General features: G+C 72.9%; 21 protein-coding genes. 9 read left to right on the top strand and 12 right to left on the bottom strand.

The window, feature by feature from the left end:
- Positions 1-4: 4 nt before the first annotated feature.
- From cydD to ACWDY5_RS10465, 3 genes are read right to left on the bottom strand one after another with little or no spacing between them, the layout of a single operon-like run.
- A complete protein-coding gene (gene cydD / locus ACWDY5_RS10475; RefSeq protein ID WP_449721977.1) occupies positions 5-3,193 on the bottom strand; it encodes a thiol reductant ABC exporter subunit CydD in 3,189 nt (1,062 codons plus the stop codon).
- Positions 3,190-4,170: a cytochrome d ubiquinol oxidase subunit II gene (gene cydB, locus ACWDY5_RS10470; RefSeq protein ID WP_449721976.1), complete on the bottom strand. Its 981-nt coding sequence runs from the start codon at positions 4,168-4,170 to the stop codon at positions 3,190-3,192. The genes cydD and cydB overlap by 4 nt, the downstream gene beginning before the upstream one ends.
- An 11-nt stretch (positions 4,171-4,181) precedes the next feature.
- Entirely contained in the window at positions 4,182-5,669 is a 1,488-nt protein-coding gene (locus ACWDY5_RS10465) for a cytochrome ubiquinol oxidase subunit I (protein WP_449721975.1), read from the bottom strand.
- Between the two features lie 111 nt (positions 5,670-5,780).
- On the opposite strand from ACWDY5_RS10465, the gene ACWDY5_RS10460 reads away from it, so the two are divergent.
- Positions 5,781-6,245, top strand: a complete 465-nt coding sequence (locus tag ACWDY5_RS10460) for a hypothetical protein (RefSeq protein WP_449721974.1) — start codon at positions 5,781-5,783, stop codon at positions 6,243-6,245.
- A 106-nt stretch (positions 6,246-6,351) separates the two neighbouring features.
- Here the strand turns inward: ACWDY5_RS10460 and ACWDY5_RS10455 are convergent, their stop codons facing one another.
- Genes ACWDY5_RS10455 through ACWDY5_RS10445 form a run of 3 tightly spaced genes read right to left on the bottom strand, consistent with a single transcriptional unit; the run spans position 6,352 to position 9,088 of the window.
- The gene (locus ACWDY5_RS10455) at positions 6,352-6,999 is read right to left on the bottom strand and encodes an IclR family transcriptional regulator (protein ID WP_283662224.1); all 648 of its coding nucleotides are present in this window, start codon (positions 6,997-6,999) and stop codon (positions 6,352-6,354) included.
- 8 nt (positions 7,000-7,007) lie between these two features.
- Positions 7,008-8,201 (bottom strand): fumarylacetoacetase, encoded by a 1,194-nt coding sequence (gene fahA / locus ACWDY5_RS10450; RefSeq protein ID WP_449721973.1) that lies wholly within the window; start codon positions 8,199-8,201, stop codon positions 7,008-7,010.
- Positions 8,198-9,088, bottom strand: coding sequence for a hypothetical protein (locus ACWDY5_RS10445; RefSeq protein WP_283662226.1), 891 nt, complete (start codon positions 9,086-9,088; stop codon positions 8,198-8,200). The genes fahA and ACWDY5_RS10445 overlap by 4 nt, the downstream gene beginning before the upstream one ends.
- A gap of 69 nt (positions 9,089-9,157) precedes the next feature.
- Here ACWDY5_RS10445 and ACWDY5_RS10440 point away from each other — a divergent pair, with 69 nt between their 5' ends.
- The 6 genes from ACWDY5_RS10440 to ACWDY5_RS10415 all read left to right on the top strand — a co-directional run bounded on the left by ACWDY5_RS10440 (position 9,158) and on the right by ACWDY5_RS10415 (position 17,625).
- A complete protein-coding gene (locus ACWDY5_RS10440; RefSeq protein ID WP_449721972.1) occupies positions 9,158-10,345 on the top strand; it encodes a homogentisate 1,2-dioxygenase in 1,188 nt (395 codons plus the stop codon).
- 81 nt (positions 10,346-10,426) lie between these two features.
- Positions 10,427-11,725: an SWIM zinc finger family protein gene (locus ACWDY5_RS10435; protein WP_449721971.1), complete on the top strand. Its 1,299-nt coding sequence runs from the start codon at positions 10,427-10,429 to the stop codon at positions 11,723-11,725.
- Positions 11,722-13,137 (top strand): DUF5691 domain-containing protein, encoded by a 1,416-nt coding sequence (locus ACWDY5_RS10430; RefSeq protein WP_449721970.1) that lies wholly within the window; start codon positions 11,722-11,724, stop codon positions 13,135-13,137. Before ACWDY5_RS10435 ends, ACWDY5_RS10430 begins: the two co-directional genes overlap by 4 nt.
- On the top strand, positions 13,134-14,228 hold the full coding sequence (locus tag ACWDY5_RS10425; RefSeq protein WP_449721969.1) for an ATP-binding protein: 1,095 nt from the start codon (positions 13,134-13,136) through the stop codon (positions 14,226-14,228). Before ACWDY5_RS10430 ends, ACWDY5_RS10425 begins: the two co-directional genes overlap by 4 nt.
- The gene (locus tag ACWDY5_RS10420) at positions 14,228-16,456 is read left to right on the top strand and encodes a DUF5682 family protein (protein ID WP_449721968.1); all 2,229 of its coding nucleotides are present in this window, start codon (positions 14,228-14,230) and stop codon (positions 16,454-16,456) included. Before ACWDY5_RS10425 ends, ACWDY5_RS10420 begins: the two co-directional genes overlap by 1 nt.
- Positions 16,453-17,625: a VWA domain-containing protein gene (locus ACWDY5_RS10415; protein ID WP_252483656.1), complete on the top strand. Its 1,173-nt coding sequence runs from the start codon at positions 16,453-16,455 to the stop codon at positions 17,623-17,625. Before ACWDY5_RS10420 ends, ACWDY5_RS10415 begins: the two co-directional genes overlap by 4 nt.
- On the opposite strand, the gene ACWDY5_RS10410 is transcribed toward ACWDY5_RS10415, so the two are convergent.
- Positions 17,622-18,713, bottom strand: coding sequence for a hypothetical protein (locus ACWDY5_RS10410; RefSeq protein WP_449721967.1), 1,092 nt, complete (start codon positions 18,711-18,713; stop codon positions 17,622-17,624). The genes ACWDY5_RS10415 and ACWDY5_RS10410 overlap by 4 nt on opposite strands.
- A gap of 116 nt (positions 18,714-18,829) precedes the next feature.
- On the opposite strand from ACWDY5_RS10410, the gene ACWDY5_RS10405 reads away from it, so the two are divergent.
- Positions 18,830-19,582 carry a DUF2470 domain-containing protein gene (locus ACWDY5_RS10405; RefSeq protein ID WP_449722075.1) on the top strand — a complete coding sequence of 251 codons (753 nt, stop codon included), beginning with the start codon at positions 18,830-18,832 and terminating at the stop codon, positions 19,580-19,582.
- An 81-nt stretch (positions 19,583-19,663) separates the two neighbouring features.
- On the opposite strand, the gene ACWDY5_RS10400 is transcribed toward ACWDY5_RS10405, so the two are convergent.
- Both ACWDY5_RS10400 and ACWDY5_RS10395 read right to left on the bottom strand, forming a co-directional pair.
- A complete protein-coding gene (locus ACWDY5_RS10400) occupies positions 19,664-20,875 on the bottom strand; it encodes an acyl-CoA dehydrogenase family protein (protein ID WP_449721966.1) in 1,212 nt (403 codons plus the stop codon).
- 13 nt (positions 20,876-20,888) lie between these two features.
- Positions 20,889-21,437: an SCP2 sterol-binding domain-containing protein gene (locus ACWDY5_RS10395; RefSeq protein ID WP_252483653.1), complete on the bottom strand. Its 549-nt coding sequence runs from the start codon at positions 21,435-21,437 to the stop codon at positions 20,889-20,891.
- A 93-nt stretch (positions 21,438-21,530) separates the two neighbouring features.
- On the opposite strand from ACWDY5_RS10395, the gene ACWDY5_RS10390 reads away from it, so the two are divergent.
- Positions 21,531-22,217, top strand: a complete 687-nt coding sequence (locus ACWDY5_RS10390; RefSeq protein WP_252483652.1) for a TetR/AcrR family transcriptional regulator — start codon at positions 21,531-21,533, stop codon at positions 22,215-22,217.
- Here the strand turns inward: ACWDY5_RS10390 and ACWDY5_RS10385 are convergent.
- From ACWDY5_RS10385 to ACWDY5_RS10375, 3 genes are all read right to left on the bottom strand, one after another.
- Positions 22,207-23,109: an ROK family protein gene (locus ACWDY5_RS10385; protein WP_449721965.1), complete on the bottom strand. Its 903-nt coding sequence runs from the start codon at positions 23,107-23,109 to the stop codon at positions 22,207-22,209. The two genes, ACWDY5_RS10390 and ACWDY5_RS10385, sit on opposite strands and share 11 nt — an antisense overlap.
- 122 nt (positions 23,110-23,231) lie before the next feature.
- Positions 23,232-23,999, bottom strand: coding sequence for an amino acid ABC transporter ATP-binding protein (locus ACWDY5_RS10380; protein WP_449721964.1), 768 nt, complete (start codon positions 23,997-23,999; stop codon positions 23,232-23,234).
- A complete protein-coding gene (locus tag ACWDY5_RS10375) occupies positions 23,999-24,808 on the bottom strand; it encodes an amino acid ABC transporter permease (protein WP_449721963.1) in 810 nt (269 codons plus the stop codon). Before ACWDY5_RS10375 ends, ACWDY5_RS10380 begins: the two co-directional genes overlap by 1 nt.
- Positions 24,809-24,866: the final 58 nt, after the last annotated feature.

The raw sequence follows: 24,866 nt of genomic DNA, 5'->3' as shown, positions 1-24,866 counted from the left end.
AGCATCATGCCCCGACCCTGACCACCTGGTCGGCCCCGGCGGCCTCGGCGGCCCGGTGCGTGACGTGCACCAGGGTGCCCTCGGGCAGTTCGGCGCGGACCCCGGCCAGCACCCGGCGCGCGGTCGGCTCGTCCAGGTGCGCGGTCGGCTCGTCCATCAGCAGCACCCCGGTGCGCCGCGCGTACAGCAGCGCCCTGGCCAGGCCGAGCCGCTGCGCCTCGCCGCCGGAGACGGTGGCCCCGCCCACGCCGACCTGGGTGTCCAGCCGGTCCTGCCAGCCCTCCAGCGCCACCGTGCGCAGCGCCGAGCGGAGGTCCTCGTCGGTGGCCGCCGGGTCGCCGAGGCGGAGGTTCTCCCGGACGGTGGTGGAGACCAGCTGCGGGTCCTGCGGCGACCAGGCCGCGGCGGCCGGGATGGTGGCCTGGCCGTGGTCCGGGCGGAGGAAGCCGAGCAGCACGGCGAGCAGGGTGGACTTGCCCGCGCCGGAGGGGCCGACGATGGCGGTGTGACTGCCGGGCGGGATGTGCAGTGAGAACTCGCGCAGCGCCGGGGCGGCGGCGCCGGGCCAGCGGACGTCGATGTGGTCGAGCCGGATGTCCCCGGTCACGGCCGGTTCCGCCGCCGGCGCCGCCACCGTGGCCGACAGGTTGGTGTAGGCGGTGCGCAGCGGGCGCAGCCGCTGGGCCGCGGGCGGCAGCAGCGCGAGGGCCTCGGTCAGCGCCAGTGGCAGCAGCACCAGCACCGGGGCCAGCAGCGGGTTCAGCGCGCCGGCGGCCACCGCCTCGGCGGCCTGCGGCACGGCCAGCACGGCGGCCGCGCCGGTGCACAGGGTGAGGATGGCCTGGGCGAGCCCGTTGGCCAGCGCCTGGCGGCGGGACTGGGCGGCCAGCGCGCGGTCGGCCGTGGTGAGCGCGTGCTGACGGGGCTGGGCGGCGTTGTGCGCGAGCAGGTCGGGGGCAGCGGTGAGCAGGGTGAGGACGGACTGGGACAGGGCGCGGCGGCCGTCGGCCAGCCTGCGGGTGGCCCTGCGGTCGGCCAGCACGGCGGTCAGCGGGGCCAGGGCGCCCGCGGCCAGCACGGCCAGCGCCAGGGTGAGTCCGGCGGCGGGCAGCACCAGGGCCTGGATGGTGATGGCCACCGCGGCGACCACCGCGGCCACGATCGGCGGGATGAGCACCCTGGGGATCAGGTCGCGGACGGTGTCGGTGTCGGTGACCAGGCGGTGCAGGCCGTCGGTGCGCGCGAGGGGTCCCCTGGCCACCAGGTCCCGCCACAGGCCGGTGCGCAGCTGGTTGGCGGTGCGGAAGGCGGCGTCGTGGGTGACCAGGCGTTCCAGGTAGCGCAGCAGCGCGCGGCCGAGGCCGAAGGTGCGCACGCCCACCACCGCGACCAGCAGGGTGAGCATCGGCGGCTGGGTGGAGGCCTTGGCGATCAGCCAGGCCGAGGTGGCGGTGAGCGCGATGCCGCTGGCCAGCGCGGTCGCGCCGAGCAGCGCGCCCAGCAGCGACCGGCGGGTCAACAGTGTCCATAGTGGACGGTGACGCGGGCGGTGAGGGTGTGGGTCCGCCCGCGCCACCGCGGGGCCGCCGAGGGGTGTCTCGGCGACGGGTTCGGAAGTGGTGTGCGAGATCAGCAGGACCGCGGCGCCTGCGGCCCTGGCCCGCTCGACCTCGGCCAGCACCGCGGTGGCCGCAGCGGGGTCGAGGTGCGCGGTGGGCTCGTCCAGCAGCAGCAGCCAGGCGCCGCGGCGCAGCCGGAGCAGGGCGCGGGCCACCGCGAGGCGCTGACGTTCGCCCGCGGAGAGCTCGGCTGGCCGGTGGTTGAGCAGGTGGTCGATGCCGAGCCTGCGGGTGAGGTCGAGGATCTCCGCGATCCGGGGCGGCTCGCCGAGGTCCCTGGTGGACTCGGTCAGTTCGGCGGTGGCCGACTCGGCGGCGAACTGCGGGCGTTGCGGGACCCAGGCGAGCTGCCGCCGCCAGTCCTGTCCGTCCACTTCGGACAGATCGACGCCGTCGACGGTGATCCGGCCGCGGTCGGGTGCGCGGAAGCCGAGCAGCACGGCCAGCGTGGTCGACTTGCCGGTGCCGCTCGGGCTGTCCAGGCGCACCAGCTCGCCGGGGGCGACCGAGAAGGACAGGCCGTCCGGGGCGTCCCGGTCGCGGCGGCGCACGTGCAGGCCGGCCACGAACACCCGGCCGCGGCCTGCCGGGCGCGCGCCGGCGGCGGGCGCGGGTTCGGCCAGGACCTTGGCCACCCTGCGCACCACCTCCATGCCGTCCTCGCTGGCGTGGTGCGCGGCGCCGACCGCGCGGATGGCCTGGTAGCACTCGGGGGCCAGGATCAGCACCAGCAGCCCGATCTCCAGGGTCAGTCCGCCCGCGGCCAGCCGGGTGCCGATGAGCACCGCGACCAGCGCCACCGACAGCGTGGCCAGCAGTTCCAGCGCCAGCGCGGAGGTGAAGGCCACCCGCAGCGTGTTGCCGACCGCCTTGCGGTGCGCCTCGCCGACCCGGCGGATCGACTCAGCCTGGGCCTCGGCGCGGCGGAACGCGGTCAGCACCGGCAGCGCGCGGATGAGCTCGGCGGCGTGGCTGGACAGCCGCAGCGTGGCGTCCGCGGCCTTGGCCGCCACCTCCGCGGTGTAGCCGCCGATGAGGATCGCGAACAGCGGCAGCAGCGGCACGGTCACCGCGATCACCAGCGCGGACGGCCAGTCCGCCCACAGGATCGCCGCGCCCACCAGCGGCGGCGCCACCGCGACGGTGACCAGCGCGGGCAGGTAGCGGGTGAAGTAGTCATCGAGGGCGTCCAGGCCCTTGGTGGCCAGCGCGGTCAGCGCGGCCGGGCCGCCGGAGCGCGCCGGGTCGGCGATCCACTCCGGGCCCAGCCGCAGCGCCTGGCCGAGCAGCGCGGTGCGCAGCTCCTCCTTGGCGCCGGCGGCGGCGCGGGCGGCCACGGTTTCGGTGCCCCAGGCCAGGACCGCGCGGGCGGCCACCGCGACGGCCAGCACGGTGAGCGGGGTGGCCACCTCGAACCGGCCGGCCACGATCGTGGCCAGCGCGGTGGCCAGTCCCCAGGCCTGGGCGACCAGCGCGACGGCGGTGAGCGCGGCGAGCAGTGCGGTCACCGCCAGCGCGCGGCGGGCCGAGCGGGACAGCGCGGGCAGGGCGCCCAGCGGGCCGCGAGTCCTCATGGCGCGTGCACCGCCGGGATGTGCCTGGTGCCGATGCGCTGCCGGAACACCCAGTAGGTCCAGGCCTGGTAGGCCAGCACCGCGGGAGTGCCGAAGGCGGCCACCCAGGTCATCACGGTCAGCGTGTACGGGCTGGCCGAGGCGTTGGCCACGGTGAGCGAGAACGCGGTGTCCAATGTGGACGGAAGAACGTCCGGGTACAGCGAGCCGAACAGGGTGGCCACCGCGGCCGCGGCCAGCGCGCCGAGCAGCAGGAAGGCCTGGCCCTCGCGTTCCAGCCAGAGCCGCCACAGCGCGAGCCCGGCCAGCACCAGCACGATCGTCCCGCCCAGCACCGAGAAGCCGAGCAGGCCGACCAGCGGCAGCAACGCGATCGGTCCGATGCCCAGCGCCAATCTCCTTGCCCTGGCCCGGATCGCGCCCTCGGTCTTCAACGCGGTGAACACCGCGCCGTGCACCAGGCTGAACCCGGCCACCGCCAGCGCGCCGAGCAGGGTTTCCCAGCGCAGCAACGCGATCGGACCGCCGACCAGGTCACCGCGGCCGTTGATCGGCAGGCCAACCACGGTCGCGGTGAGCACCAGCCCCCAGCCCAGCGGCGGCAGCCAGGAGCCGAGGAAGATCACCCGGTCCCAGTTGCGCCGCCAGCGCGCGCTGTCCACCTTGCCGCGGTACTCGAAGGCCACCCCGCGCCCGATCAGCGCCAGCAGGATCACCAGGATCGGCAGGAACGCGCCGGAGAGCAGCGAGGCGTACCAGGACGGGAAGGCGGCGAAGGTCGCGCCGACCGCGACGATCATCCACACCTCGTTGCCGTCCCAGACCGGGCCGATGGTGTTGACCATGACCCGGCGCTCGGTCTCGGTGCGGCCGAGCACGCCGAGCAGCATGCCCACGCCGAAGTCGAAGCCCTCCAGGAACAGGTAACCGAACCACAGCAGGGCGATGAGGACGAACCAGACGGTCGAGAGTTCCACTGTGGACACTCCTAGTAGGCGAAGGCCAGGACGTCTTCGGACTTCTTCTCGTCCTCGTCCGGCTCCTCGGGTTTGGGTGGCATCACCCCGGCGACACCGGCCATCGCGTAGCGGCGGATCAGGAAGAACTCGACCGCGGCGAGCACGCCGTAGAGCGTGGTCAGCGAGATCAGCGAGATCAGCGCCTCGGTGGAGCTGATCGCCGAGACCGCCTGCGCGGTGTACATCCACACCCCGTCCACGCCGCTGGGGTTGGGCACCACCACGAACGGCTGGCGGCCCATCTCGGTGAAGATCCAGCCGAAGCTGTTGGCCAGGAACGGGGTCGCGATCCCGCCGAGCGCCGCCCAGACGAACCAGCGGCCCTTGGGCAGCCGGCCCTTGCGGGTCAGCCACAGCGCCGCGGCCGAGGCGAGCGCGGCCAGCGCGCCGAAGCCGATCATCAGCCGGAAGCCCCAGTAGGTGACCGGCAGGTTGGGCACGTACTCGATCGGCTTGCCCGCGAAGGATCCCATCCTCGGGTCGTTCGGATAGTTCTCGCCGTACTTGGCTTTGTAGATCTTGACCAGGTCCTCGACCCCCTTGACCTCGGAGTCGAGATCGCTGTTGGCCAGGAAGGACAGCAGCGCGGGCACGGTGATGCTCTTGACGCTCTCGCAGTCCGCGCGAGTCACGTCGCCGATGGCGATGATGGAGAACCCGGCGGGTTTCTCGGTGTGGCACAACGCTTCGGCCGCGGCCATCTTCATCGGCTGCTGCTCGAACATCAGCTTCGACTGGAGGTCACCGGTGAGCGCGACCCCGGCGAAGGCGACCACCCCGACCCAGCCACCGAGCTTGACCGAGGCCCGCCACACCGGCGTGTCGGTGCCCGCCCGCCGGGCCAGATGCCACACCGAGACGCCGACCAGCAGCGCGGCGGCCACCGCGAGCGCGCCGAACATGGTGTGCGGGAAGGCCGCCAGCACGGTCGAGTTGGTCAGCAGGTCGCCGATCGAGCGCAGCTGCGGGCGGCCGTTGGGGCCGAGGATCGCGCCGACCGGGTGCTGCATCCAGGAGTTGGCGGAGAGGATGAAGTAGGCCGAGGCGACCGTGGCCAGCGAGGCGGCCCAGATGCAGGCCAGGTGCACCCGTTTGGGCAGCCGGGACCAGCCGAAGATCCACAGCCCGAGGAAGGTCGACTCGACGAAGAAGGCCACCAGCCCCTCGATCGCCAGCAACGAGCCGAACACATCGCCGACGAACCGCGAGTACTCGCTCCAGGACATGCCGAACTGGAACTCCTGCACGATGCCGGTCACCACGCCCATGGCGAAGTTGATCAGCATCAGCTTGCCCCAGAACTTGGTCATCGCCAGGTACTTGGGGTTCCCGGTCCGGTGCCAGGCCGTCTGCATGCCTGCCACCAGCAGCGACAGACCGATGGTGAGCGGCACCATCAGGAAGTGGTAGACGGTGGTGATACCGAACTGCCAGCGTGCGATGTCGAGGACCTCCACGACTGCCAGCTTTCCGTGTACCCGCGCTGAACAGCAGGTACAGGGGTCCCCTCTCGTCCCGTCGAGGGTCCCGCGGTGGCGGGACCAAGGTCCCGGTGACCGGTTTCACCCGTGCTGGTTTCCACCAGAGTTGGCCAGAAGGACCCGCTGCACTTCCGGAACGAGACCCAGGATCGTCGGGTGGTCATTGCCGAGGTGCTCGCGACGCTGCCGCTGCATGGCGCGGTCATGGCCACCACCTCGACCACCGACAGTGGGCAGGAGAAGGCGCGGGCGCGGTTGCTCTGCGATCTGCTACCTCGGCTTCAGCACGTGGAGCAGGTGGAACATGTCGTGTTGGAGAGCCGGGCCGATGGTGACCGGTTCGACCGGCGCACGCTCAACCGGCTGCGCATGGCGAGGCAGGTCAGTGCCGAACTTCGGCTGGATCACGCGGGCAAGAAGTTCGCTCTGTTGTGGACCGCGGACTTCGTCGCCTCGTCCTATGTGGCGGCGACCAGGCACAGTGAGCCGAAGCCGTGGGAGATCATCAACGGGGCGCATCCGATCGAGATCACCGAACTTGCCCCGAAATAGCGCGAAGCCGGGGGTCCTGATTTCCCTCAGGCTCGTTCCCCGGCTCACTTCTGGCCGCGTCCGCGGACCGACCAGCTCTGCCTTCAGCCTACACCAGCGGGCGGGGTCAGCGCAGGGCGACGGCGACCGCGGCGGCGGCGGCGACCACGTGGGGGCCTACCTCGTCGGCTTTGAGGGGTTCGAAGGAGACCACGCCGACGCTGGCTTGCAGGCCGGGGACGGCGCGGACGGGGGCGGCGACGCCGTGGGCGCCGGCTTGGAGCTCGCCGGAGCTGGCCACCCATTCGGGACCTTCGGGGGGCAGGGCGATGGCGCGGCCGGCCGCGCCGCGCTGGATGGGGTGGCGGGTGCCTACCCGGTAGGCGACGTGGTAGGCGGTCCAGGAGGGTTCGACCACGGCTACGGCTTGGGCCTCGTTGCCGTGCACGACCGTCAGGTGGGCGGTGGCGCCGATCTTCTCGGCCAGGCCGCGCAGGGCCGGGAGGGCGGCGAAGCGGAGCTGGGGGAGGACCCGGCCCGCCAGTTGGAGGACGCCCAAGCCCAGGCGGACCCGGGAGCCTTCGCGGCGGACCAGGCCCCTGGCCTGGAGGGGGCCGAGCAGGCGGTAGATGGCTGCTCGGCTGGCGCCGATGGCGGTGGCCAGGTCGCTGATGCTGGGGGCCTCGGTGTCCGCGTCGGCCACCGCCTGGAGCAGGGCGAGCCCGCGTTCCAGGGTGAGTGAGCTCTCCCTGGCCGCTCCGGGCACCGCTCCCATTCCCGCTCCTACTCTCCGCTGACCACGGTGCCGGTGACCTCGCTCAGGCCCACCAGCGAGCCGCCGGGGCCGGGCGCGGTGGCGGTGAGCACCACCGTGTCGCCGTCTGCCAGGAAGCTCCGCTCCGTGCCGTCGGCCAGGGTGATCGGCTCCTTGCCGCCCCAGGACAGTTCCAGGAAGCTACCGCGCTGGCGCTTCTCCGGCCCGGAGACCGTGCCGGAGCCGAACAGGTCGCCCGGTCGCACGGTGGCGCCGTTGACCGTCATGTGCGCCAACTGCTGGGCCGCGGACCAGGACATGTCCCGGAACGGCGGCTCGGCGACCAGGGTGCCGTTCCAGTGCACCTGGAGGCGCAGGTCAAGGCCCCAGGGCTGGTCTTCAACCAGGTAGTCCAGCAGCGGGTTCGGCGCGGGCGGGGTGGGCACCCTGGCGTTGCTGAAGGCCTCCAGCGGGGTGATCCAGGCCGAGATCGAGGTGAGGAAGGACTTGCCCAGGAACGGGCCAAGCGGCACGTACTCCCAGGCCTGGATGTCCCGGGCGGACCAGTCGTTGAGCAGCACCACGCCGAAGAGGTGCTCGGCCGCCGCGGCGGTGGGCACCCTGGCGGCCACCGGGCCGCCGCAGACGAAGCCGACCTCGGCCTCGATGTCCAGGCGCTTGCTCGGCCCGAAGCCCGGCGCGTCGGCGCCCGGCGGGCGGCTCTGGCCGTGCGGGCGGACCACCTCGGTGCCGGAGACCACCACGGTGCCCGCGCGGCCGTGGTAGCCGACCGGCAGGTGGGTCCAGTTCGGCAGCAGCGGGTCGCCGTCGGGGCGGAAGATCCGGCCGACGTTCTCCGCGTGGTGCCGCGAGGAGTAGAAGTCCACGTAGTCGCCGACCCGGAACGGCAGCAGCGAGGTCACCGAGGCCAGCGGCAGCAGCTGCGCGCCGCTGGGCGTGGCAGGCAGGTCGACCAGCTCGGTCAGCCTGGCCCTCAGTTCGCTCCACAACGGCCGTCCGGCGGCCAGCAGGTCGTCCAGGGTCTCCCCGGCCACCAGGGGCGCCAGGCGCTCTCCCAGGTCCAGTGAGCGCAGCGGAAGGGCATGGTCGCCCACCCTGACCGCGACCACCGGGCCGGAGCCCGCGTCGATGACGCCGTAGGGCAGGGTCTGCGGCCCGAACGGCTCGTGCGCGGCGAAGGCCGGGTCCTCGATCCAGCTCACAGCAGGCCCAGCCCTTCCAGGTCCTCGACCGGTTCGGTCAGCGAGCAGGAGCCGTATGAGGCGAACACCCCGCGCACGGCGTGCGCGGCGGCCTCCGGCAGCGCCTTGGCCTCCGCGGCGAGCGCCTCGGGGTCGTCGCTGGTCAGCGCCTCCCGGGCGTCCTTGCCGGAGAGCGTGCGGGCGGTGGCGACCAGCAGGTTCAGGAAGCCGTGGTGGTTGAACCCGGTCTCCTCGTCCCGGTGCCGCAGCGCGTTGTGCAGGCCCGCGGTGGCCTTGAACGGCACGCCGGTGGTGCTGGCCACGGTGAGGAAGTCGGCGACCTCGTCCACGCTGGGGAAGGCCTCCGGCGTCTGGCCGCCGCAGCGCAGCTTCGGCCAGCTGCCGTGCTCGGCCACCCGCCGCACGCTGTCCAGCCACTCGCTGCTGGTCCCGGCCTCGGTGTTCTGACTTGGGCGCCTGGGCTCGATGACCCGGATCACGTCCTCGGGCACGAACTCCGAGACGCGTTCCAGCCACACGTCGTCGACTTCCGACGGCGCGGGCATCTCGACCATGCGCAGGGCGAGCAGCTCGGTGCGGGACTCGACGATGGAGATGGCCTTGGGCACCGCGCTCAGACCGGTGTCGATCACCAGTGACAGACCGACCGGCTTCACCGGTTTGATCTTGATCAGCTCGGTGATCAGCTCAGGCAGCCTGGAGGCATTGCACAGGAAAAGGCCCACCACGCCGGCCCAGGACTCGGTCCTGGCCTGCAGGTGGTTGCGCAGCGCGTCCGCCATCGGGGCGTTGCCCGGTGGGAACAACGCCGCGTCGTCGACCAGCCTTGCGAGCAGGGGCGGTGTACCGCGCGGACCGGGCGCACGGAGCTCAGCGACGCTTGACACGGCTGACACGCTAGTGGTGTCCACGGAACCGAACAAAAATGTCCGGTCTCCGAACACCCGGAGGGAGCAATGCCTTACTACCGCGCGGTGGGTTCGATCCCCCAAAAGCGCCACACCCAGTTCCGCGATCCGGACGGCAAGTTGTACGCCGAAGAGCTCATGGGCGTGGAGGGTTTCTCCTCCGACTCGGCCCTGCTCTACCACCGGCACCTGCCGACCGCGATCGTGAACGCCGAGGTCGTGGCCGAGTGGCGAGGGACGACCACGGCCAACCAGCCGCTCAAGCCCCGGCACTTCCGCACCCAGGAGCTGAAGTGGGACGCCCCGGCAGAGGTGGACGCGGTCACCGGACGGCGGCTGCTGTTCGGCAACGCCGACGTCGCGATCTGCTTCACCGCGCCGACCACGGCCAGCCCGCTCTACCGCAACGCCTTCGGTGACGAGCTGCTCTACGTGCAGACCGGCGCCGCGGTGATCGAGACCATCTACGGCCCGCTGGCCGTGGCCGACGGCGACTACGTGGTCATCCCGACCTCCTGCACCTACCGGGTCGTGCCCCAGGGCGGGGAGCAGCTGCGGCTGCTCGTGCTGGAGGCCACCGGGCACATCGGGCCGCCCAAGCGCTACCTGTCGAATAAGGGCCAGTTCCTGGAGCACGCGCCCTACTGCGAGCGGGACCAGCGCGGGCCGACCGAGCCGCTGCTGGTCGAGGGCACCGACGTGGAGGTGCTGGTCCGGCACCGCACCGGGCTGACCAGGTTCACCTACGCCAACCATCCGTTCGACGTGGTCGGCTGGGACGGCTGCCTGTACCCGTGGGCGTTCAACATCCGCGACTTCGAGCCGATCACCGGCCGGGTGCACCAGCCGCCGCCGGTGCACCAGACCTTCGAGGGCCCGAACTTCGTGGTCTGCTCGTTCTGCCCGCGCAAGGTCGACTACCACCCGCTCGCGGTGCCGGTGCCCTACAACCACGCGAACGTGGACTCCGACGAGCTGATGTTCTACGTCGGCGGCGACTACGAGGCGCGCAAGGGCTCCGGGATCGGCATCGGGTCGATGTCGCTGCACCCCTCCGGCTGCACGCACGGGCCGCAGCCGGGCGCCGTCGAGGCGTCCCTCGGGGCGGACTACTTCGACGAGACCGCGGTCATGGTGGACACCTTCCGGCCGCTGGAGCTCGGCGAGGCCGCGCAGGACTGCGAAGACCCGCGCTACGCCTGGTCCTGGGCCAGGCGCGGACCCGACTGGACCTGACAAAACGGATACCGTCCGTTCCCTTTCGCAGCGTGTGCGGAAGGGGACGGACTGTCAGGGCGGGGCCCTAGGGTTCGGTCCGTGGATGTCGACGCGGTGCTGGCGCTGGCGCCCGACCAGCAGGTCGCGGCCAGCGCGGCCAAGCTGACCGCCCTGGCCGGCTGGGACTGGCTGGGGCGGGACGAGCGGCTGCTCTGGGGACTGTGCCGGGGCAGCGGCAGCAAGCCGTACCAGGTGTGTGTCGACCTGACCGACCGCGCGGCCAAGTGCTCCTGCCCGTCCCGGAAGTTCCCGTGCAAGCACGCGCTGGCCCTCCAGCTGCTGCACGCGCTGGACAAGGTGGAGCCGGGCGTGCCGTTGCAGTGGGCAGGCGAGTGGCTGGCCAAGCGGGAGTCCCGGACCGCGCCCACCGAGCTGGACACCTCCGAAGAGGCGGTGCAGCGGCGGGCGGCGGCGGCCGAGCGGACCGCGGCCAAGCGGGCGGCCGCGGTGCAGGCCGGGGTGAGCGGGCTGCGCGAGTGGCTGGCCGACCTGGCCGCCGGTGGCATCGCCGGGCTGCCCTCGCGGGAGCCGGAGTGGTGGCGGATGTCCTCGGCCAGGATGGTGGACGCCAAGGCGCCCGGACTGGCCGAGTCGATCACCGAGCTGTCCGCGGTGGTCCGGGCCGGTGGACGGCGCTGGGCCGAGGTGGCCGCGGACCGGATCGGCGGGCTGCACCTGCTGGCCACCGTCGCGCCGGACCCGCCGGAGGAGCTGGCCGCGGTGGTGCGGCGGCGGCTCGGGTTCACCGTGCGCGAGGACGAGGTGCGCGCGGGTGAGGGCTGGTCGGACCGCTGGGTGCCGCTGCTGCTGCGGGACTCCGACGACGGGCGGATCCGCACCGTGCAGCAGTGGGCCTGGGCGCGCCAGCGGCGGGAGTGGGTGACCGTGCTGCGGCACGGGGTGCTCGGCGGGCCCGGCATCGGACCGGCGCTGCCGGTGGGCGGGGAGTTCGAGGGCACGCTGTACCCGTATCCGGCCGGGATGCCGCGGCGGATGGCGGTCGGGGACGTGGGCGAGGTGCGCGCGGCCGAGGCGATCGAGCTGCCGGAGACCTGGGCGGCGGCGCTGGCCGGGCTGGAACCGGCGCTGGTGGCCGATCCGTGGCAGCGCAGGCATCCGCTGGGCTGTCAGCGGGTCCGGGTGGGCCTGGCCGGGAACGAGCACGGGCTGGTGGACGCCGAGGACCGGTGGCTGCCGGTGCGCCAGGACAGCGCGGTGGACCGGGCGCTGGCGCTGCACGGCGGGGCCGCCTTCGACGCGGTGTGCCTGTGGAACGGCTGGACGCTGACCCTGGGCGCGGCCGCCGAACCGGGCCGGGCTCCGGTGGTGCTGGCGTGACCGGGTGGCAGGAGACCGTGCAGCGCCTGCTGGTCGGCGCCACTAGGTCCACTGTGGACGGTGAGCAGCTGCTGGCCGACTGCGCCGCGCTCGGGCTGGCCAGGCACGGCGCGCAGCAGCCGCGCGCCGGTGGCATCGAGGTGCTGGCTGCCGCGCCGGCGGAGAGCAGGCCGGTGGCGCCGGACCGCACCGCGGGGCTGTTGAGCCAGATCCTGGCCTGGGAGGACCCGCATCTGCTCACCGAGTGGTGCCTGGCGGTGGCCCGCGCGGGCCGGATCGCGCCGCCGAGGGCGCTGCCGGACCTGCTGGCCGCGGGCACCGCGCGCACCGGCTGCCGGCCGGAGATCGTGGAGGTGCTGGGCGCGCGCGGGCGCTGGCTGGCCGGGATGCGGCCGTCCTGGTCGTGGGCGGCGGGCACCCCGGAGACGCCGGAGGGCCTCGCCGACCTCAACGAGCTGCTGGACCTGCCGCTGCCGCAACGGAAAGCGGGGCTGCGCTGGGCTCGGCTGTCCGATCCGGCCGGGGTGCGGCGGCTGATCACCGAGGGCTGGTCGGGGCTGTGGCGGGCCGGGGACCGGCGGCTGCTGGTCACCGCGCTGGCCGACGGGCTCAGCGCCGCGGACGAGCCGCTGCTGGAGGCCGCGCTGGACGACCGGGCCGGCGCGGTGCACAACGAGGCGGTGCGGCTGCTGCGGCTGCTGCCCGGATCGGCGCTCTCCGAACGGTCCGCGGCCAGGCTGCGGGCCGGGCTGCACGTCTCCCGCGGCGAGCTGACCGTGCGCGAGGACGGCCCGTACGGCAGCGAACCGGAACCGGCCGAGGTGCGGGACCTGTTGCGCGAGGGCACCTTGGAGAGCGGGGTGAGCGGACGGCTGCTCGGCGCGGCCAGCGGAGTGCCGCCGGAGCTGTTCCTCGAGCTGTTCGGCGAGGACACCGAACAGCTGTTGCAGGCCTCGCCGTGGGCGCCGATGCTGCTCAAGGGGATCGCCGCCGCGCTGCCGCGCTCGGCCGACCCGCTGCGCTGGCTGCCCGCGGTGGCCAAGGTGCTCTCGCAGGCCGACCTGCTGGACATCCTCGCCGAGCTGCCGAGCGAGCTGGCCGCGCGGGCGCTGGCCGGGCTGGTCGGCCGGTGGAACTACGACGTGCTCGACCACGCCTGCGCCGGGCTGCCCGGCCCGTGGCCCGCGGAGACCACCACGGCGGTGCTGGCCCGCTACGCCGAGATGAGCGACCGCCGCTGGCGGGCCGGGCGGCCGCCCGAGCTGCTGATGCGCCGCGGCGACCTCGGCGTGCTGACCCGGCACTGGCGGCGGATCACCCTGCGCTGGCCCGAGCACGGCGCCGAACACTCAGTACTGGAGCTGCGCACCGAACTGTTCCGTGCGCTCGACGATCGGAAGGACCCGGCGTGACGACCGAGAACGGCGGCGCACTCCGCCCCAGCGCCGAAGAGCAGTACGCCGCCGAGCTGGCCGCCTGCGCCGCGGCGGATGACCGCCCGCGCCCGCCGCGCTGGCGGATGTCCCCGCAGGCCGTGGTGCGCTACGTGCTCGGCGGCAAGCTGCCGGACGGCACGGTGATCACGCCCAAGTACATCGGCGACCGGCGGCTGGTGGAGGTCGCGGTGGGCACCCTGGTCACCGACCGGGCGCTGCTGCTGCTCGGGGTGCCGGGCACGGCGAAGTCCTGGCTGTCCGAGCACCTGGCGGCCGCGGTCAGCGGCAACTCCACGCTTGTCGTGCAGGGCACCGCGGGCACCAGCGAGGACTCGATCCGCTACGGCTGGAACTACGCCCGGCTGATCGCCGAGGGGCCGAGCGAGGCCGCGCTGGTGCCCTCGCCGGTGCTGCGCGCGATGCGCACCGGGGCGGTGGCCAGGATCGAGGAGCTGACCAGGATGCCCTCGGAGGTGCAGGACTCGCTGATCACCGTGCTCAGCGAGAAGGCGCTGCCGGTGCCGGAGCTGAACCAGCAGGTGCAGGCGATCGCCGGGTTCACCGTGATCGCCACCGCGAACGACCGGGACCGCGGCGTGAACCAGATGTCGGCCGCGCTGGCCAGGCGGTTCAACACCGTGGTGCTGCCGCCGCCGGCCACCGAGGACGCCGAGGTGGAGATCGTCGCGCAGCGCTCGGCGCAGCTGGGCCGGGCGTTGCAGCTGCCCGCCGAGCCGCCCTCGCTGGCCGAGGTGCGCCGGGTGGTGCGGATCTTCCGCGAGCTGCGCAACGGCGGCACCTCCGACGGGCGCACCCAGCTGAAGAAGCCCAGCGGCAGCCTGTCCACCGCCGAGGCGATCTCGGTGGTGACCAGCGGGATGGCGCTGGCCGCGCACTTCGGCGACGGGTCGGTCGGCGCGGACGAGCTGGCCGCCGGGCTGCTCGGCGCGGTGGTCAAGGACCGGGTGTCGGACGCGGCGGCCTGGCAGGAGTACCTGGAGGCCGTGGTCAGGGAACGCGCCGAGTGGCGGGACCTCTACCGGGCCTGCCGGGAGCTCGGCGTCTGATGGCCCGGACCCAGCCCCTGCCGGCGCGGGTCACCCTGCTCGGCATCCGGCACCACGGCCCCGGCTCGGCGCGGATGGTTCGCGCCGCGCTGGAGGCGTTGTCGCCACAGGTGATCCTCATCGAGGGGCCGCCGGAGGGGGACGCGCTGCTGGCGCACGTGCCGGAGCTGACGCCGCCGGTGGCGCTGCTGCTGCACGAGGAGTCCGATCCGGCCAGCGCCTCGTTCTGGCCGTTCGCCCGCTTCTCCCCGGAGTGGCAGGCGCTGAGCTGGGGCGCCGGCCACGGCGCGTCGACGCGGTTCTTCGACCTGCCCGCGGCGATGTCCCTGGCCAGGGCGGCGAATCCGCCTGCGGAGCGGAAGGTCGTGGTCGACCCGTTGGCGGTGCTGGCCGAGGCGGCCGGGTTCGACGACCCGGAGCGCTGGTGGGAGGACGTGGTCGAGCACTCCTCAGCCGACCCGCTGGGCCTGGCCGCGGCGGTGGCCGAGGCGATGGGCGCGTTGCGCGAGGAGTTCGCCGACACCGTGGACGAGCACACGCTGCGGCGTGAGGCGGCCATGCGGCAGAACCTGCGGAAGGCGTTGAAGGACACCGAGGGACCGGTCGCGGTGGTCTGCGGGGCGTGGCACGTGCCCGCGCTGCAACAGCTTCCGGCCGCGACCGCGGACGCGGCGCTGCTGCGCGGGCAGCCGAGGCTGAAGGTCTCCGGCAGCTGGGTGCCGTGGAGCCACGGGCGGCTGGCGGCCACCTCCGGCTACGGCGCGGGCGTGGACTCGCCCGGCTGGTACGCGCACCTGTGGGAGCGGGCCGAGGCCGGCGATGTGGTGCCGCGCTGGCTGGCGCGCACCGCGCAGGTGTTGCGGGAACAGGGATTGCCCGCCTCCACGGCGAGCGCGGTGGAGGCGGTGCGGCTGGCCGAGACGCTGGCCGCGCTGCGCGGGCGGCCCTCGCCGGGGCTGGCCGAGGTCACCGAGGCGACCCTGGCGGTGCTCTGCGGCGGGGACGACGTGGGGCTGAAGCTGGTGCGGGAGCGGCTGGTCGTCGGCGAGGAGCTGGGCGCGGTCGGCGAGAAGGTGCCGCGCTCGCCGCTGGCCGCGGACCTGGCCCGGTTGCAGCGACGGCTGCGGCTGGCCCCGGCGGCCGCCGAGCGGAACCTGCGGCTGGACCTGCGCAAGGACATCGACCGGGAGCGCTCGAAGCTGTTGCGGCGGCTGCGGGTGCTGGAGGTGCCGTGGGGCGAGCCGGAGGAGACCGGCGGGCTGGGCACCTTCACCGAGGGCTGGACGCTGCGCTGGGACCCCGGCCTCGCGGTGGCGCTGGCCGCGGCGGCCCGGCACGGCACCACGGTCGAGTCGGCCGCGAGCCAGGTGCTGGTCACCGGCTCGGCGGAGCTGCCGACGGTGGCCGAGGCGGCCCAGCTGCTGGACACCGCGGTCGGCGCCGAGCTGCCGGCGGCGGTGCTGGCCGGGCGGGCCGCGCTGGACCGGTGCGCGGCCGCGGCCACCGACGCGATCGAGCTGCTCACCGCGCTGCCCGCGCTGGCCCGCACGGTCCGCTACGGCTCGGTCCGCGGCACCGACCCCGAGCTGTTGCGCACCGCGCTGCACGGGCTGCTCGCCCGCGGCGCGGTCGGGTTGCCGATGGCCTGCCTGAACATCGACGACGAGACCGCGGCCCACGCACTGTCCACTGTGGACGGGGCGCACGAGGCGGTGCGGCTGGCCGCCGACGAGGAGCACGCCGCGACCTGGTGGGAGGCGTTGCGGCGGCTGGTCGAGCTGGGCGCGCGGGACGCGGCCAAGTCCGGGCACGGGCTGCCCACCGGACGGGCCTGCCGGCTGCTGTGGGAGTCCGGGCGGCTGGACACCGAGGCGGTGGCCGCCCGGCTGCACCGCGCGGTCTCGCCGGGCGGGGCCGCGGCGGCGGCCGCGGCGTTCGTGGCCGGGTTCCTGCACGGCTCGGCCGCGCTGCTGGCCGCGGACACCCGGCTGCTCGGCCTGGTGGACGGCTGGCTCTCCGGCCTCTCCGGCGAGGCGTTCGAGGACGCGCTGCCGCTGCTGCGGCGCGCGGTGGGCACCTTCAGCGGCCCGGAACGCCGCACCCTGGCCGAGCGGATCGCCGCGGGCGCCGGCCGGAGCGCGGCCGTGGACACCGACTGGGACGCCGGGCGGGCCGACCGGCTCACCGGCTACGTGCGCGAGCTGTACCGAAGGGCGGGCACCCGATGAGCGAGGCGGAACGGCTGCGCCGCTGGCGGCTGCTGCTCGGCCCGGCGGCCAACGAGCTGGGCGACCTGGACGCCGACGACCGGCGCCGGGACGCGGCGCTGACCGCGCTCTACGGCGGTGGCGGGCAGACCATGCCAGGAGAGGGCGAGGGCAAGCGCAGCGGCGGGCTCAGCTCCAGCGCGCCGGTGCTGCACCGCTGGCTGGGCGATGTGCGCACCTACTTCCCGGCCTCGGTGGTGCAGGTGATGCAGCGGGACGCGGTGGAGCGGCTGGGCCTGACCAAGCTGCTGCTGGAACCGGAGCTGCTGTCCACTGTGGAGCCGGACGTCCGGCTGGTCGGCACCCTGGTGTCGCTGTCCCGGGCGATTCCCGCGCGCACCAAGGAGACCGCGCGGCTGGTGGTGCGCAAGGTGGTCGAGGAGATCGAGAAGAAGCTGGCCGAGAAGCTCATCGCCGCGGTCACCGGCGCGGTGGACCGGGCCAGGCGCACCCGCAGGCCACGACTGTCCGATGTGGACTGGGACGCGACCATCAAGGCCAACCTGCGCCACTACCAGCCCGCGCAGCGCACGGTGGTGGTGGACCAGCTCATCGGCGCCCAGCGGCGCAGCCGCAGCTCCGCGCTCAAGGACGTGTTGCTGCTGGTGGACCAGTCCGGCTCGATGGCCGAGTCGGTGGTCTACTCCGCGGTCTTCGGCGCCACCCTGGCCTCGCTGCGCTCGGTGCACACCCGGCTGGTCGTCTTCGACACCGAGGTCGCCGACCTGACCGAGGAGCTGGATGACCCGGTGGACCTGCTGTTCTCCACCCAGCTCGGCGGCGGCACCGACATCAACCGGGCGATGGCCTACGCCCAGCAGCACATCCGCCGCCCGGCCGACACGGTGCTGGTGCTGATCAGCGACCTGTACGAGGGCGGCGTGGCCGGTGAGCTGCAACGCCGGGTCCGCGACCTGGTGGCCAGCGGGGTCACCGTGGTGGTGCTGCTGGCCTTGTCCGACAGCGGCAAACCGGCCTACGACCACGAGCTGGCCGCCCAGCTCTCCGCCCTCGGCGCGCCCGCCTTCGCCTGCACCCCGGACCTGTTCCCGGACCTGCTGGCCACCGCGCTGCGCAAGGAGGACGTGGCGGCCTGGGCCGAGGCCGAGGGCATCCAGGTCGGCGCCTAGAGCTGGGTCATGCCGGGGTTGAAGGTGGCCAGGCCGAGGATCGGGTAACCGGGGTAGCCGACCGCGAACACCTTGCCGGGCACCGGATCACCGGCCACCCAGAGGCCGCCCATGGCCTGGATGTTGCCGACCAGGTCCAGACCGGCGTCCGGCAGCTGGATCGGCAGGTCCACGCCACTGGCCAGCCGGATCACGCCGTGCGCGTTCCCGCCGAGCGGTCCAAGCTGCGCCGGGGCCAGGGTGATGCCCACCGGCTGCCACGCCCCGGCGTGCAGCAGTTCGGGCAGGCTGGTCCAGGACCGGAACCGGCGGCGGGCCTTGAGGTGGCGGCGCAGCAGCAGCGGGACGGCGATGGCCAGCACGAGCACGCTGGCCACGACGCTGCCCGTGCTGACGCCCTGAACCAGCAGGAAGCCCAGCATGACCAGCGCCACCAGGACGAAGGCGGCCACGTCCGGCCAGATCCGGTAGTTGATCGCCCGCGCCAGCACGCCGGCCCAGGCCACGCTGACCGGGTCGGCCGCCGCGGTGCCGTCCGCCTGCTCGGGCTCCGGAGTCACCGGTGTGCCGGTCTCGGTGGTCACCTTGCCGAACAGGGGCGTGCCGGGACCCTCGATCCGGGCCAGCACCAGTCCGGCCTCGTCCGGGCCGACCAGCCACAACCGACCGGTGCGCCGCACCACCAGGTGCGCCACCCGGCCACCCATCTCCTGGATGCGCAGCCGCCTGCCCTCGGCCTCGACCACGAAGTGCCTGCCGTCCAGGCCGAGCACCTCGGCGTGCACCTGACGCCAGGACTGCGCGGTCATCAGCTCCTTGGCCGCGCGGTTCTGCGGGACGAACCAGATCGTCAGCACCACCTGCAGCACCAGCAGCAGCGCGGCCCCGCCCAGCGCGGCCGCCCAGGCCACCGGGGTGATCCCGAGCAGGTACACCAGCCCGCCGAGCGCGGCGCACAGGGCGGCCCCGCCCAGCGGGGCGCGCACCAGGGTCAGCTGGTAGTCGCGGATGCCCACGGCCAGGGCGTCCTCGATGGCGGGGCGGTCGGTCACCGGTTGGGCGACGATGGCGGGCGAGGCGGGTTGCACCCGGCAAGGATAGAGATCGGGGTCCCTCGGTCGGCTGACTTTCCTCTGGCGGCAACTCAAGTTAGCCTTGCCTAAGTTGGAGGTGATCCGTGGAGACCAAGAGTCGTCGCCCGCCGATGCCGGGAGCCGCAGAGCGGGCCCGGACCATGGGTGTCCGGGGCGGCAAGGCGGTGCTGATGCCTGCCGTCGAGGGCGACACGCCCCGGGTGGAGCCGCTGCTGCACCACGTGCACGCGGACGGGTCGGCCTCACTGCTGCTGGACGAGGACCACGAGCTGGTCGGCCTGGCCTGGCAGGCGCCGCACGGCGAGCTGACCGCGATGGTCGAGCTGACCGACCCGGCCCCGGTGCGCCTGCGCGAGCCGGTGCGCGGGCTGTTGTGGATCACCGGCTTCCTGCAGGCCCTGGACGAGCGCGGGGCCAGGGCCGAGGCGCTCTCGGTGGCCGCCACCCGGCCGGACCCCCGGCTGCTGGACGTCGGTCACGGCGCGACCATGCTGCGCCTGGTGCCCGCCTCGCTGGTGCTGGCCGACGCCGAGGGCACCTGCTCGCTCACCCCGCAGGAGTTCGCCGCCGCCACACCGGACCCGTTCTGCTTGATGGAGGACGACTGGCTGCGGCACCTGGAGCTCTCCCACCGCGACGTGGTGGACCTGCTCGCCCGGCACATCCCGGAACAGCTGCGCGGCGGCCACGTCCGGCCACTGGGCCTGGACCGGCTCGGGCTGCGGCTGCGGGTCGAGGCGGCCGACGGCGACCACGACGTGCGGCTGGCCTTCTCCAAGTCGGTGACGACTCCGCACGAGCTGTCCTTGGAACTGCGGCGCTTGGTCGGCTGCCCGTTCATGGCCAGCCTGCACAGCGACTGACAACACGAAGCCCGGCTCCTGCCGGGAAGCCGGGCTTCGTGGTTTCGGCCTGGGAGGGGGCCACGTCCTCCCGGCCGGGGTCTAGCGGATGTGCATTCCCGAGATCGCCCTAGAGATGACCAGGCGCTGGATCTCGCTGGTGCCCTCGAAGATGGTGAAGATCTTGCTGTCCCGGTGCCAGCGCTCCACCGGGTGCTCGCGGGTGTAGCCGTTGCCACCCAGGATCTGGATCGCGCGCTCGGTGGCCCACACCGCGACCTCACCGGCCTTCAGCTTGGACATCGAGCCCTCGGCCGCGTCGAACTTGGCCTCGTTGCGGCCCATCCAGGCCGCGCGCCAGACCAGCAGGCGGGCCGCGTCGATCTCCATCTTCATGTCGGCCAGGGTGAAGGCGATGGACTGGTTCTCGATGATCGGGCGGCCGAAGGTGACCCGCTGCTTGGCGTAGTCCAGCGCGTACTCATACGCCGCCCTGGCGATGCCGATGGCCATCGCGCCCACCGGCGGGCGGGTCAGCTCGAAGGTCTTCATCGCGGCCTGGGCGCCGGCCTTCTTGCCCTCGCGGGCCCTGGCCAGCTTCTCGTCCAGCTTGTCCTTGCCGCCCAGCAGGCAGCTGCCGGGCACCCGCACGTCGTCCAGGAAGACGTCCGCGGTGTGCGAGGCGCGCAGGCCGTGCTTCTTGATCTTCTTGGTGGCCACCAGGCCCTTGGTGCCGGGCGGCACGATGAACGCGGCCTGGCCCCTGGAGCCCAGCTCCTTGTCCACCACGGCCTGCACCACGTGCACGTTGGCGATGCCGCCGTTGGTGGCCCAGGCCTTCTGGCCGTTGAGCACCCACTCGTCGGTGGCCTCGTCGTAGACCGCGCGGGTGCGCATGGCCGAGACGTCCGAGCCCGCTTCCGGCTCGGAGGAGCAAAACGCGGCCACCTTGGGGTCGTCCACGTCGCCGAAGCACTGCGGCACCCACTCCACGAACTGCTCCGGCGTGCCCGCGGCGAAGATCCCGGCGACCGCCAGGTTCGTGCCGAAGATCGCCAGGCCGATGCCGGCGTCACCCCAGAACAGCTCCTCCAGCACGATCGGCAGGGAGAGCCCGGTGGGGTCGGCGTAGAAGGTGGCCAGCGACTCGAAGTTGTACAGCCCGATCTTGGCCGCCTCCTGGATCAGCGGCCAGGGCGTCTCCTCCCGCTCGTCCCATTCGGCGGCGGCTGGCCGAACGGAGTCGGCGGCGAACCCGTGCACCCAGTCACGGAGGTCGCGCTGTTCCTCGTTCAGTTCCAGTGAGAAGGTCACGGGCGGTTCTCCCTCACGCCTTGGGGATGCTGAACAGGTTCGAAAGGCCCGCGGCGAAACCGAGGTCGCCCTTGACCTTGATCTTTCCGGTCATGAACATCACCGGGGCGGAGCCGTTGCCGGAGGCGAGCTTGAGGAACTCGGCAGGCGAGAGGGTCACGGTCACCCTCGGCTCGGCCTTGTTCTCCTTGTTCACCGAGCAGGCGCCGTCGGCGATGACCGTCTCGTAGCGCTCGTAGTCCTCGCCGCTGGCGATCCGCCAGTGCACGACCGCCCTGGCCGAACCGGCCTTCTCCGCCTTGAAGTGCACTTCCATCCGGCGGAAGACCTCGTCCAGCACCCGGACCCGAAGCTCGGGGCGGGCCATCACGGCCTCGATCTGGTCCTTGGAGGCCCGGGAGATGAGGCGGGCGAAGGAATGCGGGTCGATCGAGCTGAGGTCGACGGCCTCGCCACTGCTGGCCACTTCGGAGGCGGCGGAGAGGAGCGAGACGAACTCCTCCTTGCTGATCTTCTTGGGATCAACCGTGCTCAGGGCAGCGATCGGGTCGCTGTTCGTCATGGAAACCTCCCGCTTACCTACTGAGCAGTAACTCTACTTTCGAGTAGGTTCCCTGACAAGAGTACCCTTCCTGCTACGTCAACGGGGGTGCCAATGACCGATAACCGGGCTGAGTCCAACGGCGACCGTCCCGCGCGCGCGAAAAGACTGCCCAGGGCCGTCCGGGAACGCCAGATCCTGGACGCCGCGGTCGCGGTGTTCTCCCAGCGCGGGTACCACGCCGCGTCCATGGACGAGATCTCCGAGGTGGCCGGGATCTCCAAGCCGATGATCTACGCCTACCTTGGCGCCAAGGAAGAGCTGTTCGCCGCCTGCATCCAGCGGGAGGCGACCAGGCTGGTGGAGGCCATCGCGGGCGTGGTGGACGAGAGCCTGCCCCCGCGCGAGCAGCTGTGGCGCGGCATCCAGGGCTTCTTCGCCTTCGTCGAGGCGAACCGGGACTCCTGGCGGGTGCTGCACCGGCAGGCGGGCACCCAGGGCGAGCCGTTCGCCGCCGAGCTGACCGCGGGCCGCAAGCGGGCCATCTCGGTGATCGGGCTGCTGCTTGAGCACGCGGCGCAGGCCCAGGGCGTGGGCTCCTTCGCCGAGGGTCAGACCGAGCCGCTGGCCGCCGGGCTGGTCGGCGCGGGCGAGTCGCTGGCCGACTGGTGGCTGGACCACCCGGAGGAGACCCCCAAGGCGATGTCCGCGCGGCTGATGAACCTGGTCTGGCTGGGCTTCGGCAACCTGGTGCAGGGCAACAGCTGGCGGCCCTCCCAGGTCGACGGCGTCAGCGCCTGAGCAGCGCCGCCGCGCCCACCAGCCCGGCGTCCCCGCCCAGCTGAGCAGGCACCACCCGCAGCCCGGCCAGGAACGACAGGCCCGCATGGGTGTCCAGGCAGCGCCGGATCGGGTCGAACAGCAGTGGCCCGACCGCGGCCACGCCGCCGCCGATGACCACCAGGTCCAGGTCGCACACGGCCGCGGCGGCCGCGATGGCCAGGCCGACCGCGTGCCCGCCCCGCTCGAAGGCGGCCAGCGCCAGCTCGTTCCCGGCGCGCGCGTCCGCGGCCAGCGCGACCGTGTCCGGCCCGGTCCAGCCCTGCTCGCGGGCCCAGCGGGACAGGTGCGGGCCGCCGGCCACGGTCTCCACGCAGCCGCGGCCGCCGCAGGTGCACGGGTGGCCGTCCGGCTCGACCACCACGTGGCCGATGTGGCCCGCGTTGCCGGTGCGGCCGCCGAAGGGCCGCCCGCCGAGCACCAGGCCGCCGCCGACGCCGGTGGAGACCACCATGCCGAGCATGAAGTCCGCGCCCCGCCCCGCGCCGGCCCAGTGCTCGCCGAGCGCGGTGCAGGCGCCGTCCACGGCCAGCCGCACCGGCAGGCCGGGCAGCAGCTCGCCGAGCCGGTCGCGCAGCGGGAAGTCCTGCCAGCCGTTGATGTTGATCGGGCTGACCGTGCCCCTGGTGGTGTCCACCGGACCGGCGCAGCCGACCCCGATCCCGCGCACCGCAGCGCCTTCCGGCCCGGACAGCGCCTCGTCCACCACCGCCCGAACCGCCTCCCAGGCCGCCTCGCGGTCGTGCGCGGGCGTGGGCCGTCGCGCGGTGCGCAGCAGCGCGCCGGAACCGTCCACCAGACCGGCGGCGATCTTGGTTCCGCCCACGTCAACGGCCAGCGCGAGGTCGGTCATGCCTTCTCCATCCACAGGACGCAAGATCACTTGTCCACAGATTCCACAGGTTCATCCACACACGGCGGCGCGGCCGTCATACTGTCCACTGTAGACAGTATGACGGCCGCGCCGGGGTCCGCTCAGGCTTCCGCGCGCCCCTGGTGGGTGGGGTCGAGCACGCGCGCCAGGAAGGTCTGGGTGCGCTCCTGCTGCGGGTTGCCGATCACCTGCTCGGCCGGGCCCTCCTCGACCACGTAGCCGCCGTCCATGAACAGCACCCGGTCGGCCACCTCACGGGCGAACTGCATCTCGTGCGTGACCACCAGCATGGTCATGCCCTCGTCGGCCAGCTGCCGCATCACCCCGAGCACATCGCCGACCAGCTCCGGGTCCAGCGCGGAGGTGGGCTCGTCGAAGAGCATCAGGTCCGGGTTCATCGACAGCGCGCGGGCGATGGCCACCCGCTGCTGCTGACCGCCGGAGAGCTGCGCGGGCATCGCGTTGACCTTGTCCGAGAGCCCGACCCGGTCCAGGTTCGCCCGCGCGGTGCGCTCGGCCTCGGCCTTGCCGCGCTTGAGCACCTTGCGCTGCGCCACGGTGAGGTTGTCCAGCACGCTCAGGTGCGAGAACAGGTTGAACGACTGGAAAACCATGCCGATCTTGATCCGGGCGCCGTCCAGGTCGCAGTCCTCGTCGGTCAGCTCGACCCCGTTGACCACGACCTTGCCCGCGGTGGGCTGCTCCAGCAGGTTCACGCAGCGCAGCAGGGTGGACTTGCCCGAGCCGGACGGCCCGATCACGCACACCACCTCGCCGCGGGAGACCGACACGTCGATGCCCTTGAGCACCTCCAGCGGCCCGAAGCTCTTGTGCAGCTGGGTCACCTCGACCATCGCCTGCTTGGTCATCACTGACCCCCCTTCACGGTGGCGTTGGCCTTGCGTTCCAACCGCTGCTGCACGATCGACAGCGGAATGGTGATGATCAGGTAGCAGAGGCCGGCCACCACGAACGGCGTCATGCTCTTGTACTGGCTCAGCGCCTGGCGGCCGAACTGGGCGAGCTCCTGCTGCTCCAGCGTGGAACCGATGAAGAACACCAGCGAGGAGTCCTTGACCAGCATGATCAGCTCGTTGGTCAGCGGCGGCAGGATGATCCGGAAGGCCTGCGGGATGACCACGGTGACCAGCGTCCTGGTCGGCGACATGCCCAGTGAGCGGGCCGCCTCCACCTGTCCCTTGGGCACCGCCTTGATGCCGGCCCGGATGGTCTCGGCCATGTAGGCCGAGGCCACGATGCCCAGCGCCAAGGTGATGATCAGCATGCGGTCGACGTTCATCCCGAACGCGGTGGGGATGCCGAAGCCGACCGCGAGGAAGACCAGCAGCGCGGGCAGGCCCCGGAAGAACTCGATGTAGAGGGTGGCGATCCAGCGGTACGGGCCGACCGAGGACAGCCGCATCAGCGCGAGGATGACACCCACGACGATGCCGAAGGCGAAGCCCAGCGCGGTGTAGACGATGGTGTTCTTCAACGCGATGACGATGATGTTCGGGAACAGCTGCCCCGCGACCTCGAAGTCGAAGAACGAGGTGACGATCTTCTCCCAGTTGGCGAGGAAGGCCATCACCACGAGCACGACGACGAGCAGGCCGTACTGGATGCCCCGGAACAACCGGGCGCGCTGTCTCCGGCTGAGGCCGGTCTTTCCTGACATACACAAGCTCCTGGCAAACAGACAGGGCCGGTGCGGATCTCGCACCGGCCCCGGACGG

Source organism: Crossiella sp. NPDC003009, from assembly GCF_053591555.1.
This window is presented reverse-complemented; position numbering and strand designations above follow the sequence as displayed.